The organism is Pseudomonas sp. NFACC41-3, assembly GCF_900109505.1.
GTDB classification, from domain to species: domain Bacteria; phylum Pseudomonadota; class Gammaproteobacteria; order Pseudomonadales; family Pseudomonadaceae; genus Aquipseudomonas; species Aquipseudomonas chlororaphis.
The window spans coordinates 559,543-574,836 of the sequence record NZ_FOAE01000004.1; the positions used below are offsets into that span (position 1 = coordinate 559,543).

Annotated in this window: 14 protein-coding genes; 5 read left to right on the plus strand and 9 right to left on the minus strand. The window is 63.1% G+C overall.

Features of this window, described 5'->3' with window-relative positions; translation table 11 throughout:
• The first annotated feature begins 27 nt into the window (after nt 1-27).
• The gene (locus BMY68_RS20685; protein WP_085529846.1) at nt 28-1,227 is read left to right on the plus strand and encodes a glycosyltransferase family 4 protein; all 1,200 of its coding nucleotides are present in this window, start codon (nt 28-30) and stop codon (nt 1,225-1,227) included.
• Nucleotides 1,228-1,313: 86 nt separating this feature from the next.
• On the opposite strand, the gene BMY68_RS20690 is transcribed toward BMY68_RS20685, so the two are convergent.
• From BMY68_RS20690 to BMY68_RS20700, 3 genes are all read right to left on the minus strand, one after another.
• Nucleotides 1,314-2,417, minus strand: a complete 1,104-nt coding sequence (locus tag BMY68_RS20690) for an NADH:flavin oxidoreductase (protein ID WP_085529845.1) — start codon at nt 2,415-2,417, stop codon at nt 1,314-1,316.
• A gap of 206 nt (nt 2,418-2,623) precedes the next feature.
• Complete coding sequence (locus tag BMY68_RS20695; protein WP_009042206.1) at nt 2,624-3,106, minus strand: glutathione peroxidase; 483 nt, start codon at nt 3,104-3,106, stop codon at nt 2,624-2,626.
• A gap of 135 nt (nt 3,107-3,241) precedes the next feature.
• The gene (locus tag BMY68_RS20700) at nt 3,242-3,727 is read right to left on the minus strand and encodes an FKBP-type peptidyl-prolyl cis-trans isomerase (protein WP_007929845.1); all 486 of its coding nucleotides are present in this window, start codon (nt 3,725-3,727) and stop codon (nt 3,242-3,244) included.
• Here BMY68_RS20700 and BMY68_RS20705 point away from each other — a divergent pair.
• The 3 genes from BMY68_RS20705 (at nt 3,696) to BMY68_RS20715 (ending at nt 7,100) form a co-directional block, all read left to right on the plus strand.
• On the plus strand, nt 3,696-4,034 hold the full coding sequence (locus BMY68_RS20705) for a DUF3565 domain-containing protein (protein ID WP_081002212.1): 339 nt from the start codon (nt 3,696-3,698) through the stop codon (nt 4,032-4,034). The two genes, BMY68_RS20700 and BMY68_RS20705, sit on opposite strands and share 32 nt — an antisense overlap.
• A 62-nt stretch (nt 4,035-4,096) precedes the next feature.
• Nucleotides 4,097-6,196 (plus strand): phosphate acetyltransferase, encoded by a 2,100-nt coding sequence (pta, locus tag BMY68_RS20710; protein ID WP_009042204.1) that lies wholly within the window; start codon nt 4,097-4,099, stop codon nt 6,194-6,196.
• Nucleotides 6,189-7,100, plus strand: coding sequence for an acyltransferase (locus BMY68_RS20715; RefSeq protein ID WP_085529844.1), 912 nt, complete (start codon nt 6,189-6,191; stop codon nt 7,098-7,100). The genes pta and BMY68_RS20715 overlap by 8 nt, the downstream gene beginning before the upstream one ends.
• Nucleotides 7,101-7,185: 85 nt before the next feature.
• On the opposite strand, the gene cysN is transcribed toward BMY68_RS20715, so the two are convergent.
• The 4 genes from cysN to BMY68_RS20740 form a co-directional block, all read right to left on the minus strand.
• Nucleotides 7,186-9,084 carry a sulfate adenylyltransferase subunit CysN gene (cysN, locus tag BMY68_RS20720; RefSeq protein ID WP_053259659.1) on the minus strand — a complete coding sequence of 633 codons (1,899 nt, stop codon included), beginning with the start codon at nt 9,082-9,084 and terminating at the stop codon, nt 7,186-7,188.
• Nucleotides 9,085-9,137: 53 nt separating this feature from the next.
• Complete coding sequence (locus tag BMY68_RS20725; RefSeq protein WP_080577926.1) at nt 9,138-9,479, minus strand: four helix bundle protein; 342 nt, start codon at nt 9,477-9,479, stop codon at nt 9,138-9,140.
• A 104-nt stretch (nt 9,480-9,583) separates the two neighbouring features.
• On the minus strand, nt 9,584-10,501 hold the full coding sequence (gene cysD / locus BMY68_RS20730; RefSeq protein ID WP_007929849.1) for a sulfate adenylyltransferase subunit CysD: 918 nt from the start codon (nt 10,499-10,501) through the stop codon (nt 9,584-9,586).
• A 249-nt stretch (nt 10,502-10,750) separates the two neighbouring features.
• Nucleotides 10,751-11,509, minus strand: a complete 759-nt coding sequence (locus BMY68_RS20740) for a Nif3-like dinuclear metal center hexameric protein (protein ID WP_009042201.1) — start codon at nt 11,507-11,509, stop codon at nt 10,751-10,753.
• Nucleotides 11,510-11,611: 102 nt separating this feature from the next.
• Here BMY68_RS20740 and algW point away from each other — a divergent pair, with 102 nt between their 5' ends.
• Nucleotides 11,612-12,766, plus strand: a complete 1,155-nt coding sequence (algW, locus tag BMY68_RS20745) for a Do family serine endopeptidase AlgW (protein WP_007929855.1) — start codon at nt 11,612-11,614, stop codon at nt 12,764-12,766.
• 53 nt (nt 12,767-12,819) lie between these two features.
• Here the strand turns inward: algW and hisC are convergent, their stop codons facing one another.
• Nucleotides 12,820-13,872, minus strand: coding sequence for a histidinol-phosphate transaminase (hisC, locus tag BMY68_RS20750; RefSeq protein ID WP_085529842.1), 1,053 nt, complete (start codon nt 13,870-13,872; stop codon nt 12,820-12,822).
• A gap of 2 nt (nt 13,873-13,874) precedes the next feature.
• Nucleotides 13,875-15,203, minus strand: a complete 1,329-nt coding sequence (gene hisD, locus BMY68_RS20755; RefSeq protein WP_038582062.1) for a histidinol dehydrogenase — start codon at nt 15,201-15,203, stop codon at nt 13,875-13,877.
• Nucleotides 15,204-15,294: the final 91 nt, after the last annotated feature.

The window sequence follows — 15,294 nt, forward strand, 5'->3', positions numbered from 1 at the left end:
CCATCATCGCAACGTCACAATGACGACATGGCCCCGGCTGACACTGAGGCCATGACGACAGCTCTGCATATCACTCTGATCACCGAAACCTTCCCACCGGAAATCAATGGCGTGGCCAATACCCTTGGCCGCCTGTGCGATGGATTGCGCGCCCGTGGACACCAGGTGGAACTGATCCGCCCGCGCCAGGGCAGCGATCAGAACCGGATCAGCGACGACGGCCTGCTGCTGTGCCGCGGCTGGCCACTGCCGGGTTATCCGGGGCTGCAGTGGGGCCAGTCGTCGATGCACAAGCTGTTGCGGCGCTGGAAACGTCATCGCCCGGATGTGCTGTACATCGCCACCGAGGGCCCGCTGGGCCTGTCCGCGCTGCGGGCGGCGCGGCGCCTGGGGATCTCCGTGGTCAGCGGTTTCCACACCAACTTCCAGCAGTACTCCAGCCAGTACGGCCTGGGTTTGCTGACGCGCCTGCTGACCCACTACCTGCGCTGGTTCCACAACCGCTCCAAGCTGACCCTGGTGCCCAGCGCCAGCCAGCGCCTGGAGCTGGAGCGGCGCAACTTCGAACGCCTGGCGCTGCTGTCGCGCGGGGTCGACAGCCAGCTGTTCCACCCGGCCAAGCGCCTCAACGAACTGCGCCAAGGCTGGGGCCTGGGCAACGACGATATCGCGGTGATTCACGTTGGCCGCCTGGCGCCGGAGAAAAACCTGGGCCTGCTCAAACGCTGCTTCGCCCAGCTACAGAGCACTTATCCACAGCAGTCCATGAAATTGATCGTGGTGGGTGATGGTCCGCAACGCGCGGTCCTGCAGAAGGAGTTGCCGGACGCCGTGTTCTGCGGCTCGCAACGCGGCGAAGCGCTGGCCAGCCACTATGCGTCGGGAGATCTGTTCCTGTTCCCGAGCCTGACCGAAACCTTCGGCAACGTGGTGCTGGAGGCCCTGGCCTCGGGGCTGGCCGTGGTGGCTTACGACCAGGCCGCGGCGGCCCAGCATATTCGCCATGGCTACAACGGTGTGCTGGCGATGCCCGGGGACGAATGCGCGTTCTGCGATGCCGCCAGCTGGCTGCTGGAAGATCCCGAAACCTTGCGCCGGGTGCGCCTCAATGCCCGCCAGCATGCCAGCCGCCAGGGCTGGGCGGCGATCATCGAGCAGTTTGAAAGCCAGCTGCGCGGCGCTTGCACGGAAGAAGTGGTGGTGCCTGAGGGGCGATTGTTGCCCTGAAAACATCGCGAGCAAGCTCGCTCCTACCTAGACAGTGCCCGTTGCAGGAGCGAGCTTGCTCGCGATAGCGTTTCCAGAGGCCGCGCTCAGACCAGCGTCATCAACGCCTCACGGCTGAACGGCAGGATGTCCTGCTCGCGACCGTCCCGCACCTTCTGCGCCCAGTCCGGGTCCACCAGCAACGCGCGCCCTACCGCTACCAGGTCGAATTCGTCGTTGTTCAGACGCTCCAGGAGCTTTTCCAGGCTCGCCGGCTGCGCCACCTTGTCGGTGTTGACCATGAACTGCAGGAACTCGCCGTCGAGGCCGACGCTGCCCACGGTGATGGTCGGCTTGCCGGTGAGCTGGCGGGTCCAGCCGGCCAGGTTCAGCTCGGAACCCTCGAACTCCGGCTCCCAGAAACGCCGGGTGGAGCAGTGGAAGATGTCCACGCCAGCGTCCGCCAGCGGCTTGAGGAACTCGCCCAAGGCCTCGGGGGTTTGGACCAGGCGGGCGCTGTAGTCCTGCTGCTTCCACTGCGAAAAACGGAAGATGATCGGGAAGCCAGGGCCCACCGCGGCGCGCACGGCCTGGATCAGCTCGATGGCAAACCGCGAACGCTGGGCCAGGTCGCCACCGTACTCGTCGGTACGCTGGTTGCTGCCCTCCCAGAAGAACTGGTCGACCAGGTAACCGTGGGCGCCGTGGATCTCCACGCCGTCCATACCGATGTCCTGGGCATCCTTGGCGGCCTGGGCGAAAGCAGCGATCACTTCGCCGATGTCGTCCTGGGTCATGCCGTGGACCACCACCTGGCCGTCCTTGAGTTTCTCCGACGGGCCGTAACCCGGCACGCTGGCGTCCGGCTCGGTGCCCAGGCGGCGCACATTGCCCACATGCCACAGCTGCGGAACGATCTTGCCGCCTTCGGCGTGCACCGCGTCCACCACCTTCTTCCAGCCGGCCAGGGCTGCTTCGCCATAAAAACGCGGAACGTTCGGATAGCCGTTGGAGGCCTTGTGCCCGACCGTGGTGCCTTCGGTGATGATCAGGCCGACCCCGGCCGCGGCGCGACGACGGTAGTACTCGATGACTTTCGAGTTCGGCACGCCACCTGGGGAAAACGAACGGGTCATCGGCGCCATCACCACCCGGGTCGACAGCTCCAGGGCACCCAGCTGAAAGGGTTTGAACAAGGCTTGAACGGGCATGCGGTACTCCAGGGCTGACGGTCTTAATCGCGGAAAATGGCAAGTCGGGCGGGTACACCGACGGCCTTATGATGGCGATAATATTCCGTACTCCCGGCAACGCCCAGCACTATTGATCGGGGTGATTAAGGTGCCAAAGCGGAGGAAAGCGAAGGTGCGCGAACGCGCGGTAAAACCGGCCGGGCAGCGGGGCCCGGCGTGCAGATTCAGCTCAAGGCTTTTTCGATGGCCTGGATGACCGTCGAATCGTCGGGCGCGGTGCGTGGGGAGAAACGCGCCAGGACGCGGCCGTCCTTGCCCAGCAGGAATTTCTCGAAATTCCAGGTGATGTCGCCCGGGAATTCCGCCCCTTCGCCCGCCAGCAGACGGTACAACTGATGGCGCTCCGGACCGTTGACATCCAGCTTGCTGCTCAACGGAAAGGTCACCCCGTAGTTGAGGCTGCAGAATTCCTGGATCTCCTGCTCGGAGCCCGGCTCCTGCCCGGCAAACTGATTACACGGCAGGCCCAGCACGCTGAACCCCTGGCCTTTGTATTGCTGGTAGAGGTTCTCCAGCGCCGCGTATTGTGGTGTCAGACCACACTTGGAGGCGACGTTGACCACCAGCACGACGTGCCCCTTGAAAGGCGCGAGCGGTAGCTCCTGACCATCCAGGGCTTTCAATTTAAGGTCGTGAAAAGCACTCATGACGAACTCCAAATTCCCGTGTTCTTGCAGAAAACAGCCACTCGACAGTACCGCCTGTTGCCCGGCGATAAAAGCCGCCGACTAAAAAGGCGCCCTCGGGCGCCTCTCCAGTCAGATTTGAGCTTAGCGCAGAAATCAGTGGTGATGGCCACCTTCGCCATGGACGTGACCATGGGCGATTTCTTCCTGGCTGGCATCACGGATGTCGACAACCTTGACCTTGAAGTTCAGGCGCTGGCCGGCCAGCGGGTGGTTGCCGTCGACAGTCACGTCGTCGCCGTCCAGGTCGCGGATGGTGACGATCTGCATCTGGCCGTCCGGAGCGGAAGCGTGGAACTGCATGCCCACTTCCAGTTCGTCGACGCCTTCGAACATGCTGCGGCTCAGGGTGCTGACCAGTTCGGCGGCGTATTCGCCATAGGCATCTTCCGGCTCAACGGCAACGCTCAGCTCGTCGCCGACGTTCTTGCCTTCCAGGGCCTTTTCCAGGCCTGGAATAATGTTCCCTGCGCCATGCAGGTAGACCAGCGGTGCGCCGCCGGCGGAGCTGTCGATGACCTCACCAGCGTCGTTGGTGAGGGTATAGTCGATGGAGACAGCCTTGTTGGCGGCGATCAGCATGGGGCGAGACCTTTTGCATAAGAATGAAGAACGTCCAAGTTTAGCGAAGCAATCGCCCGAAAGCGAACGGAACCCGGACAAACGGAACCTGACGCCTGGCTCGACGATCGTCGGCTTTCATCAGGATGAAGACGGCCACTGGGTCGTCGAGCTGTCCTGCGGCCATACCCAGCACCTGCGCCACCAGCCGCCCTGGCAATCCCGGGCCTGGATCCTGGATCCGCTCAAGCGTGCGGAAAAAATAGGCCAGCCCTTTGCCTGCGGTTGGTGCGCACAAGGCTCGGTTAGCGCTAACCTTGGCGCCTGAATTTCCGGTAGAGCAGTAAACATAAGCGACTCACCGTGGCCATGCACCCGTCGAGAATCCGCATGCAAACTTTTTTTATCGCGCCCACCGATTTTGGTGTGGGTCTGACCTCCATCAGCCTCGGGCTGGTGCGTACTCTGGAACGGGCCGGCCTCAAGGTCGGCTTCTTCAAACCCATTGCCCAGCCTCACCCAGGCGATACCGGCCCTGAACGCTCGACCGAGCTGGTGGCCCGCACCCATGGCCTGAAACCGCCGCAGCCGCTGGGCCTGGCCCATGTCGAACGGATGCTCGGCGACGGCCAGCTGGACGAACTGCTGGAAGAAATCATCACCCTGTACCAGCAGGCGGCCGTCGGCAAGGACGTGCTGGTGGTCGAAGGCATGGTGCCGACCCGCAGCGCCAGCTATGCCGCGCGGGTCAACCTGCACCTGGCGAAAAGCCTGGATGCCGAGGTGATCCTGGTGTCCGCCCCGGAAAACGAAGTGCTCACCGAGCTGTCCGGTCGCGTGGAGTTGCAGGCGCAGCTGTTCGGTGGCCCGCGCGATCCGAAAGTGCTGGGGGTGATCCTCAACAAGGTGCGGACCGACGAAAGCATGGAAGCCTTTTCCGCCCGCCTGAAAGAGCACTCGCCCCTGCTGCGCAGCGGCGACTTCCGCCTGCTCGGCTGTATCCCCTTCCAACCGGAACTGAACGCACCGCGCACCCGCGACGTCGCCGACCTGATGGGCGCCCAGGTGCTCAACGCCGGCGATTACGAAAGCCGGCGCATGACCAAGATCATCATCTGCGCGCGCACCATGCGTAACACCGTGGAGCTGCTCAAGCCCGGCGTATTGGTAGTGACGCCCGGCGATCGCGACGACATCATCCTCGCCGTGAGCCTGGCGGCGATCAACGGCGTGCCCCTGGCCGGGCTGCTGCTGACCAGCGACACCCTGCCCGACCCGCGGATCATGGAGCTGTGCCGCGGCGCCTTGAATGCCGGCCTGCCGGTGCTGTCGGTGAGCACCGGTTCCTACGACACCGCCAACCAGTTGAACGGCCTGAACAAGGAAATCCCCATCGACGACCGCGAGCGCGCGGAGATCATCACCGACTTCGTCGCCAGCCACCTGGACGCCAAGTGGCTGCACCAGCGCTGCGGCACGCCGCGGGAAATGCGCCTGTCGCCGGCGGTGTTCCGCTACCAGTTGATCCAGCGCGCCCAGGAAGCCAACAAGCGCATCGTCCTGCCCGAAGGCAGCGAGCCGCTGACCGTGCAGGCCGCGGCGATCTGCCAGGCGCGCGGCATCGCCCGTTGCGTGCTGCTGGCCAAGCCGGCGGATGTCGAGGCGGTCGCCCGGGCCCAGGGCATCGAGCTGCCGCCGGGCCTGGAAGTCATCGACCCGGACCAGATCCGCGAGCGTTACGTCGAACCGATGGTGGCGCTGCGCAAGAGCAAGAGCCTCAACGCGCCGATGGCCGAACAGCAACTGGAAGACCCGGTGGTGATCGGCACCATGATGCTGGCCCTGGACGAAGTCGATGGCCTGGTGTCCGGCCTGATCCACTCCACCGCCAATACCATCCGCCCGGCCCTGCAGTTGATCAAGACCGCGCCGGGCTGCACCCTGGTGTCGTCGGTATTTTTCATGCTGTTCCCCGAGCAGGTGCTGGTCTACGGCGACTGCGTGATGAACCCGCACCCGAGCGCCAGCGAGCTGGCCGAGATCGCCCTGCAAAGCGCCGACTCGGCGGCCGCGTTCGGCATCACCCCACGGGTGGCGATGATCAGCTATTCCAGCGGCGAATCGGCCAGTGGCGAAGAAGTGGAGAAAGTCCGCGAAGCCACCTTGCTGGCCCATGAAGCCCAGAGCTCGCTGCTGATCGACGGCCCGTTGCAATACGATGCCGCGGCCAACGAAGCTGTGGCCCAGCAACTGGCGCCCAACAGCCTGGTCGCGGGCAAGGCCACGGTCTTCGTGTTCCCCGACCTGAACACCGGCAACACCACCCACAAGGCCGTGCAGCGCAGCGCCGACTGCGTCAGCCTCGGGCCGATGCTGCAAGGCCTGCGCAAACCGGTGAACGACCTGCCGCGCGGCGCCCAGGTCGACGACATCGTCTACACCATCGCCCTGACTGCGATTCAAGCCGCCAACCGACCCCTGGATGTGTAAATTGGATTTTCTACCTGCACCGCTGCGGGGCGTGATCGCCTCGCTGTTGTTGGCGCTCAACACCATTGTCTGCTGCACCCCGCTGTTCGTGGTGGCGATCTTCAAGTTGCTGCTGCCCTTCCCGGTGGCCCAGCGCTTCACCGACTGGCTGATGAGCCACATCCATGAAGCCTGGATCAGCAACAACAAGGCCTGGATGAGCCTGCTCGGGCACACCCGCTGGCACCTCAGCGGGCTCGACAGCCTGGACTACCGGCACTCGTACCTGATCACCAGCAACCACCAGAGCTGGGTCGACATCATGGTCCTGCAATACGTGCTCAACCGGCGTATCCGCCCGCTGAAGTTCTTCCTCAAGCAGGAGCTGATCTGGGTGCCGGTGATCGGCCTGGCCTGGTGGGCCCTGGGCTTCCCGTTCATGAAGCGCTACTCCAAGGCCTACCTGGAAAAACACCCGGAGAAAAAGGGCAAGGACCTGGAGACCACCCGCAAGACCTGCGCGAAATTCCGCGACAACCCGGTGGGCATCTTCAACTTCGTCGAGGGCACACGCTTCACCCAGGCCAAGCACGCGCAACAGGCCTCGCCGTTCCGCTACCTGCTCAAGCCCAAGGCCGGCGGCATCGCCTTCGTGCTGGACGCCATGGGCGAGCAGCTGGAATCCATCGTCAACGTCACCATTCATTATCCGGCGGGCCAGCCGGGTTATTGGGACCTGCTGTGCGGCAAGGTCAACGAGGTGGTGGTGCATTTCGAGGAGTTGCCGATCCCGCCGCAGTTCATCGGCAAGAACTACGACCAGGATGGCGTGTATCGCCTGGAGTTCCAGGGCTGGATCAACCAGCTGTGGCAGAACAAGGATGCGCTGCTGGAACAGATGCATCGGGAATATCCGGGCAAATAACGGAACGCCCGCGATAGCTTTTCAAGGCCACAAAAAAGCCCGCCGTCGATCACTCGACGGCGGGCTTTTCATTGGCCGCTAAAGCTTAGATCGCGCCACGCTTGCGCAGCAGTTCCAGCACTTGCTTGACGCCCTCTTCCAGCGACACGGACTGGGTATCGATCACCAGATCGGCATCCAGCGGCACGTCGTACGGGAAGGACTCGCCCGGGATGTTATCCCCGCCCGCGGCGTACAAGCCCTGCGGATCACGCTCGGCGCAGGCCGCCGGCGAAGCCTGGACGTAGACCGTCAGCAGACGTTCCTTGCCGATCAGATCCCTGGCTTGTTCACGACCTTCCGCACTCGGTGCAACGAACGCCGCCAGGGTCAGCAGGCCGGCTTCGTTGAACTGGCGCGCCACGTGCGCGGCACGCCGCCAGTTCTCGGTACGCCCGGCGCGATCCTGGGGCAGGCCCTTGTTCAGGTCGTGACGCAGGTTCTGGCCGTCGAGGACGAACACCGCGCGGCCCAGGTCGAACAGCTTGCGCTCGACCGCGTAGGCCAGGGTGCTCTTGCCGGCGCCGGACAGGCCGCTGAACAGCACGGTGGCCGGTTGCTGGCCGAAGCGCTGGGCACGCTCCTCGGTGGCGACATGGGCCAGCTTGCCATGGTGCGTGCTGCTGCCATGCACCACAGGCTGGGCGACGATCATGCCAGCGCCGACAGTACCGTTGGTCAAGCGGTCGATGACGATGAACGCACCGGTGGTGCGGTTGCTGTCGTAACCGTCGAGGGCAATCGGCGCGTCGAGGGCGATCTTGACCTTGCCGATCTCGTTCAGTTGCAGGGCGCTGGCCGGACCTTCTTCAAGGGTGTTCACGTCGACCCTGTTGACGATGCTGGCGATGGAGCCCGGCACGTAGCTGGTGGCGCGCTTGATGTCGTATTTCTTGCCCGGCAGCATCGGCTCTTCGGCCATCCAGACCAGCATGGCTTCAAAGCTGTCGGTCACCGGCGGTACGTTGTCGGCATGCACCAGCAGGTCGCCACGGGAGATGTCGATCTCGTCTTCCATGGTCAGGGTCACGGCCTGGCCCGGGCCAGCATGCTCCAGCTCGCCTTCGAAGGTGACGATGGATTTCACCCGGCTGCTCTTGCCCGATGGCAGCACCACGACTTCGTCGCCCTTGTGCACGATGCCGCTGGCCAGGGTCCCGGCGAAACCACGGAAGTTCAGGTTCGGACGGTTCACGTACTGCACCGGGAAGCGCAGGTCGCTGAAGTTGCGGTCGCCCGCCACTTCCACGGTCTCGAGGATCTCCATCAGCGACTGGCCGGTGTACCACGGCGAACGCTCGGACTTGTTCACCACGTTGTCGCCCTTGAGGGCCGACATCGGCACGAAGTGCAGGCTGGTGGGCTTCATCTTCAGGCCTTCGGCGAACTTCAGGTAGTCGGCCTTGATCGACTCGAACACGCCCTGGTCGAAGTCCTTGAGGTCCATCTTGTTGATGGCCACGACTATGTGCTTGATGCCCAGCAGGGAGGCGATGAAGCTGTGGCGACGGGTCTGGGTCTGCACGCCGTAACGGGCATCCACCAGGATGATCGCCAGGTCACAGGTGGAAGCACCAGTGGCCATGTTGCGGGTGTACTGCTCATGGCCGGGGGTGTCGGCGATGATGAATTTGCGCTTGGCGGTGGAGAAGTAGCGGTAGGCGACATCGATGGTGATGCCCTGCTCCCGCTCGGCCTGCAGGCCGTCGACCAGCAACGCCAGGTCGATATCGTCGCCGGTGGTGCCGACTTTTTTCGAGTCGCGGGTAATGGCTTCCAGATGGTCTTCGTAGATCATCTTCGAATCGTGCAGCAGGCGCCCGATCAGGGTGCTCTTGCCGTCGTCGACGTTGCCGCAGGTCAAGAAGCGCAGCAGTTCTTTGCGTTCGTGCTGGGCCAGGTAGGCGAGGATGTCCTCGCTGATCAATTCGGATTGATGGCTCATTGCATTCAAGCTCCAAGCTGTAAGCTTCAAGCGGCAAGCTTGTCGGCGTACAGCTAGTCAGAAATTTTGTTGATCAGGCCGCAGAGCATTTTTGAGAGCTCGCGAGTTTCTGTAATCCAGTTTTCAGCCAGTGGACCGGCTATGTAAGCAATGTCACGACCAATGAGGATCTGGGTACGTAGCTCCCCGCAAGAAGCCTTTGCGATCCAAAGAAAGTAAACTTTTTCTTTAGCGCTGTGACGTTCCATGCCTTCTGCAATATTGGAAGGCACCGAAAGTGCAGACCGGGTAATTTGATCCTTGAAACCAAAATCCCCACATCCTGCAAGCTCTCTATAAATCCCCACCGCTAAACATCTGCTTCTCTGCCAAACAACCAGTTTCTCGAAGTCCATTGCGAGTCACTCGATAGCGGCTCGCAACAACCAGCTGCAAGCACCAAGCTGCAAAATTACGCATACCGCCTTTAACTTGCAGCTTGCCGCTTGTAACTCGAAGCTTAAAAGTAGCCCTGACGTTTCTTGTCTTCCATGGAACCGGCGCCATCGTGATCGATGACCCGGCCCTGGCGCTCGGAAGTTCGCGTCAGGAGCATTTCCTGAATGATGTCCGTCAGGCTTTCGGCCTCGGACTCCACCGCGCCCGTCAACGGGTAGCAGCCAAGGGTACGGAAACGCACCTTCTTCTTGACGATGCGGGCCTTCTCCTCGTCGGAGAGGTGCTCGAGAATGCGCTCGTCGTCGATCATGATCAGGGTGCCGTTCTTCTCGATCACTTCGCGCTCGGCGGCGAAGTACAGCGGCACGATCGGGATGCCTTCCAGATAGATGTATTGCCAGATGTCCAGCTCGGTCCAGTTCGACAGCGGGAAGACGCGGATCGACTCGCCCTTGTTGACCTTGCCGTTGTAGACGTTCCACAGCTCGGGGCGCTGGTTCTTCGGGTCCCAGCGATGCTTGCTGTCGCGGAACGAATACACGCGCTCCTTGGCGCGGGATTTCTCTTCGTCACGCCGGGCACCGCCGAACGCCGCATCGAAACCGTACTTGTCCAGCGCCTGCTTGAGGCCCTCGGTTTTCATGATGTCGGTGTGCTTGGCACTGCCGTGGGTGAAGGGGTTGATGCCCTGCGCAACGCCTTCCGGGTTGACGTGGGTGATCAGTTCCAGGCCCAGCTCTTCGACCATGCGATCGCGGAACTTGTACATCTCCTGGAATTTCCACTGGGTGTCGACGTGCATCACCGGAAACGGCAGCTTGCCCGGGAAGAACGCCTTGCGCGCCAGGTGCAGCATCACGGCGGAGTCTTTACCGATGGAGTACAGCATCACCGGGTTGTCGAACTCGGCGGCCACCTCGCGGATGATGTGGATGCTTTCCGCCTCCAGCTGTTTCAGATGCGTCAGTTTGTCGACCATGGCTACTCACGAAAGCTTTCTTATGGACGGCCTGCGGGCCGTGTTCGAGCGGGGCATGCTAGCACAGCGACCTCTTCTAATCAGGACGCCAGCTAGATCGAAACGGTATATGAATATACCCGCCTGTTTGTTGTGTTTACGCCTCTCTGTAGCCGCTGCCGCAGGCTGCGATCGACTGCGCAGCAGGCGTGCTCTTGAAGGCCCTGCGGGCCTTGCCGCAGCCTGCGGCAGCGGCTACAGGACAAGGCTTTATATAGGGTTCGGGCAGTCGATGAACAAGTGTTCGAGGGCGAAGCGTCGGGCCAGGTAGTCCCCCAGCGCCTGCACGCCGTAACGCTCGGTGGCGTGATGGCCGGCGGCGATGAAACTGATGTCATTTTCCCGGGCGCTGTGGAAGGTCTGCTCCGAGGCCTCGCCGCTCAGATACAGATCGACGCCGGCCAGCACCGCCTGGTCGATGTAGCCCTGGCCGCCGCCGGTGCACCAGCCGACACGCCGGATCATCTTGCTGCCTTCGACCACCAGTGGCTCGCGCCCCATCACCTCCTGGACCTTGCGCGCGAAGTCCCGCGCGGTCATGGGCTCGGCAAGGGAGCCGACCAGCCCGACGATCTTCAGGTTGTCCGGGTCCAGCGGACCTTCCACGGTGATATCCAGCTGCCGCGCCAGCTGCACGTTGTTGCCGACATCCGGGTGCAGGTCCAGCGGCAGGTGATAAGCCAGCAGGCTGATATCGTGCTTGAGCAGGGTTTTCAGCCGGCGCTGCTTCATGCCGGTGATGCAGGGGTTCTCGCCTTTCCAGAAATAGCCGTGATGCACCAGCACCAGATCGGCATTGGCCTCCACCGCGGCATCGAGCAACGCCTGGCTGGCCGTGACGCCGCTGACGATGCGCATCACCTGTGGCCGGCCTTCGACCTGCAGACCATTGGGGCAGTAATCGGCGATTCGCGAACTGCCCAGGTAGCGGTCCGCTTCCTCTACCAGAGTGCTCAGGGCAACAGCCATAAAAGACTCCTAAATATCCCGTTCAGAGGCGCGCGCGGCCTCGTATAATGCGCGACATTATGGGCCGTCCCGGGCGGCCTGCAACCTCTCAGGACTTGCTCAATGCTCAAGGCTCTGCGTTTTTTTGGCTGGCCACTGTTGGCCGGCGTGCTTATCGCGTTGCTGATAATTCAGCGCTACCCGCAATGGGTCGGCCTGCCCAGCCTGGACGTCAACCTGCAGCAAGCCCCACAAACCAAGGCGCTTCGACAAGGCCCGGTGTCCTATGCCGATGCCGTGGCGATCGCCGCGCCGGCGGTGGTCAACCTGTACACCACCAAGGTCATCAACAAACCGGCGCACCCGTTGTTCGAGGACCCGCAGTTCCGCCGCTTCTTCGGCGACAACCTGCCCAAGCAGCAGCGCATGGAATCGAGCCTGGGCTCCGGGGTGATCATGAGCCCCGAAGGTTATCTGCTGACCAACAACCACGTGACCGCCGGCGCCGAACAGATTGTGGTGGCGCTCAAGGACGGTCGTGAAACCCTGGCCCATGTGATCGGCAGCGATCCGGAAACCGACCTGGCGGTCCTCAAGATCGATCTGAAGAACCTGCCTTCGATCACCGTCGGACGCTCCGACAGCATCCGCATCGGCGACGTGACCCTGGCCATCGGCAACCCGTTCGGGGTCGGCCAGACCGTGACCATGGGCATCATCAGCGCCACCGGGCGCAATCAGCTGGGCCTGAACAACTACGAAGACTTCATCCAGACCGACGCGGCGATCAACCCGGGCAACTCCGGCGGCGCGCTGGTGGATGCCAACGGTAACCTGACCGGGATCAACACGGCGATCTTCTCCAAGTCCGGCGGTTCCCAGGGCATTGGCTTCGCCATCCCGATCAAGCTGGCCATGGAGGTGATGAAGTCGATCATCGAGCACGGCCAGGTGATTCGTGGCTGGCTGGGTATCGAGGTGCAGCCGCTGACCCAGGAACTGGCCGAATCGTTCGGCTTGTCCGGGCGCCCGGGCATCGTGGTGGCGGGGATTTTCCGCGACGGTCCGGCGCAAAAAGCCGGCATGCAGTTGGGTGACGTGATTCTCAGCATCGATGGTGAACCGGCCGGCGATGGCCGTCGCTCGATGAACCAAGTGGCGCGGATCAAACCCAGCGACAAGGTCAGCATCCAGGTGATGCGCAACGGCAAGGAGCTCAAGCTCACCGCTGAAATCGGCCTGCGCCCGCCACCGGCGCCGGTCAAGGAAAAAGAGTAAAGGCATCGCGAGCCAGCTCTCTCCTCTTGGAGCGAGCTGGCTCGCGATAGGGCTTACAGCTCGCCCAGGCCGTCGATCAGGGCCTGGTTCTGCTCCGGCGTGCCGATACTGATCCGCAGGAACTGGGCAATCCGCTCCTGCTTGAAGTGCCGGACAATCACCCCCTGCTCCCGCAGCTTGGCCGCCAGGCCCGCCGCATCGTGTTGTGGATGACGGGCAAAGATGAAGTTGGCGGCCGACGGCAGCACTTCAAAGCCCTTGGCGCGCAACTGCGTCACCACCTGCTCGCGGCTGTCGATCACCAGCTGGCAGGTCTTGGCGAAGTACTCGCGATCGTCGAACGCCGCCGCGGCCCCGACGATCGCCAGGCGATCCAGCGGGTAGGAGTTGAAGCTGTTCTTGATCCGCTCCAGCGCTTCGATCAGGTCCGGGTGCCCCACCGCCAGGCCGACCCGCAGGCCAGCCAGCGAACGGGACTTGGACAGGGTCTGGGTCACCAGCAGGTTCGGATAGCGATCCACCAGGCTGATGGCGGTTTCACCGCCGAAGTCGATGTACGCCTCGTCCACCACCACGACCGAATCCGGGCTGGCCTTGAGGATCTGCTCGACGGCCTCCAGGGCCAGCAGGCAACCGGTCGGCGCGTTCGGGTTGGGGAAGATGATCCCGCCGTTCGGCCTGGCGTAATCGGCTGGGCGGATCTGGAACTGCTCATCCAGCGGCACCGCCTCGAAGTCGATGCCGTACAGGCCGCAATACACCGGATAGAAGCTGTAGCTGATATCCGGGAACAGCAGCGGCCGCTCGTGCTGCAGCAAGCCGTGGAAGATGTGCGCCAGCACTTCGTCGGAACCGTTGCCGAGGAACACCTGATTGCTCTGTACCCCGTAATAGCGGGCCACCGCCTGCTTGAGCAGGTCGCTGTTGGGGTCCGGGTACAGGCGCAGGTTGTCGTTCAGTTCGCCCTGCATCGCGGCCAGCGCCTTGGGCGACGGGCCGTAAGGGTTTTCGTTGGTGTTGAGCTTGACCAGCTTGGTCAGCTTCGGCTGTTCGCCCGGCACGTAGGGCACCAAGTCCTTGACGAACGGACTCCAGAATTTACTCATGCTTATTGCCCCTGTTCCTGGTCAGCGATGATCCGGTATTCCGCACTGCGGGCGTGGGCGCTCAGCGACTCGCCACGGGCCAGCACCGAGGCAGTCTTGCCCAGTTCGGAAGCGCCCTGCTCCGAGCAGAAAATGATCGACGAACGTTTCTGGAAGTCATACACCCCCAGCGGCGAGGAGAACCGCGCCGTGCCGGAAGTCGGCAACACGTGGTTCGGGCCCGCGCAGTAGTCGCCCAGGGCCTCGGAAGTGTGACGGCCCATGAAGATCGCGCCAGCGTGGCGGATCTGTGGCAGCCAGGCCTGCGGATCGGCAACGGACAGCTCGAGGTGCTCCGGAGCGATGCGGTTGGCCACGTCGATGGCCTGCTGCATGTCGCGCACCTGGATCAGCGCGCCACGGCCGTTGATCGAGGTATTGATGATTTCCGCGCGCTCCATGGTCGGCAGCAGCTTGGCGATGCTGGCGGCGACCTGATCGAGGAACGCGGCGTCCGGGCTGACCAGGATCGCCTGGGCGTCTTCGTCATGCTCAGCCTGGGAGAACAGGTCCATGGCGATCCAGTCCGGATCGGTCTGGCCGTCGCACACCACCAGGATCTCCGAAGGGCCGGCGATCATATCGATGCCCACCTGACCGAACACGTGACGCTTGGCGGTGGCCACATAGATGTTGCCCGGGCCGACCACCTTGTCCACCTGCGGCACGCTCTCGGTACCGTAGGCCAGGGCGGCAACGGCCTGGGCGCCACCGATGGTGAACACCCGGTCGACGCCGGCGATGCAGGCCGCGGCCAGCACCAGCTCGTTGACCTCGCCACGCGGGGTCGGCACCACCATCACCACTTCGGTGACGCCCGCCACCTTGGCCGGGATGGCATTCATCAACACCGAGGAGGGATAAGACGCCTTGCCACCCGGCACATACAGGCCGGCGCGGTCCAGCGGCGTGACCTTCTGGCCCAGCACCGTGCCGTCGGCCTCGGTGTAGCTCCAGGAGTCCTGCTTCTGTTTTTCGTGGTAGCTGCGCACCCGCGCCGCGGCTTTTTCCAGGGCTTCGCGCTGGGCCACGGTGATCCGGGTCAGGGCCAGTTCCAGGCGCTCGCGCGGCAGGATTAGGTCGGCCATGGATGCCACTTGCAGGCCGTCGAAACGCTGGGTGAACTCCACCAGCGCCGCGTCGCCGCGCTCGCGCACCGCCTTGATGATGTCCAGCACCCGCTGATTGACCGAGTCGTCAGACACACTTTCCCAGCTCAGCAGATGATCCAGATGATGCGCGAAATCCGGGTCAGCAGCGTTGAGTCGGCGAATTGCAGTGGGAGCGGTCATAGCGAGGGCCTCATTGAATGGCTAATGCTCAGGCACCCTAAGCTACCAGTCCATTCGCGCGGGCACCTGAGAAAATTGGCTATGACACGGA

Coding starts and splice junctions, on each gene's coding strand:
- algW (WP_007929855.1), top strand. CDS start 11,612: ATGCTCAAGGCTCTGCGTTTTTTTGGCTGGCCACTGTTGGCCGGCGTG.
- pta (WP_009042204.1), top strand. CDS start 4,097: ATGCAAACTTTTTTTATCGCGCCCACCGATTTTGGTGTGGGTCTGACC.
- hisD (WP_038582062.1), bottom strand. CDS start 15,203: ATGACCGCTCCCACTGCAATTCGCCGACTCAACGCTGCTGACCCGGAT.
- cysN (WP_053259659.1), bottom strand. CDS start 9,084: ATGAGCCATCAATCCGAATTGATCAGCGAGGACATCCTCGCCTACCTG.
- BMY68_RS20705 (WP_081002212.1), top strand. CDS start 3,696: ATGGAGACAGCCTTGTTGGCGGCGATCAGCATGGGGCGAGACCTTTTG.
- BMY68_RS20695 (WP_009042206.1), bottom strand. CDS start 3,106: ATGAGTGCTTTTCACGACCTTAAATTGAAAGCCCTGGATGGTCAGGAG.
- hisC (WP_085529842.1), bottom strand. CDS start 13,872: ATGAGTAAATTCTGGAGTCCGTTCGTCAAGGACTTGGTGCCCTACGTG.
- BMY68_RS20685 (WP_085529846.1), top strand. CDS start 28: ATGGCCCCGGCTGACACTGAGGCCATGACGACAGCTCTGCATATCACT.
- cysD (WP_007929849.1), bottom strand. CDS start 10,501: ATGGTCGACAAACTGACGCATCTGAAACAGCTGGAGGCGGAAAGCATC.
- BMY68_RS20700 (WP_007929845.1), bottom strand. CDS start 3,727: ATGCTGATCGCCGCCAACAAGGCTGTCTCCATCGACTATACCCTCACC.
- BMY68_RS20690 (WP_085529845.1), bottom strand. CDS start 2,417: ATGCCCGTTCAAGCCTTGTTCAAACCCTTTCAGCTGGGTGCCCTGGAG.
- BMY68_RS20725 (WP_080577926.1), bottom strand. CDS start 9,479: ATGGACTTCGAGAAACTGGTTGTTTGGCAGAGAAGCAGATGTTTAGCG.
- BMY68_RS20715 (WP_085529844.1), top strand. CDS start 6,189: ATGTGTAAATTGGATTTTCTACCTGCACCGCTGCGGGGCGTGATCGCC.
- BMY68_RS20740 (WP_009042201.1), bottom strand. CDS start 11,509: ATGGCTGTTGCCCTGAGCACTCTGGTAGAGGAAGCGGACCGCTACCTG.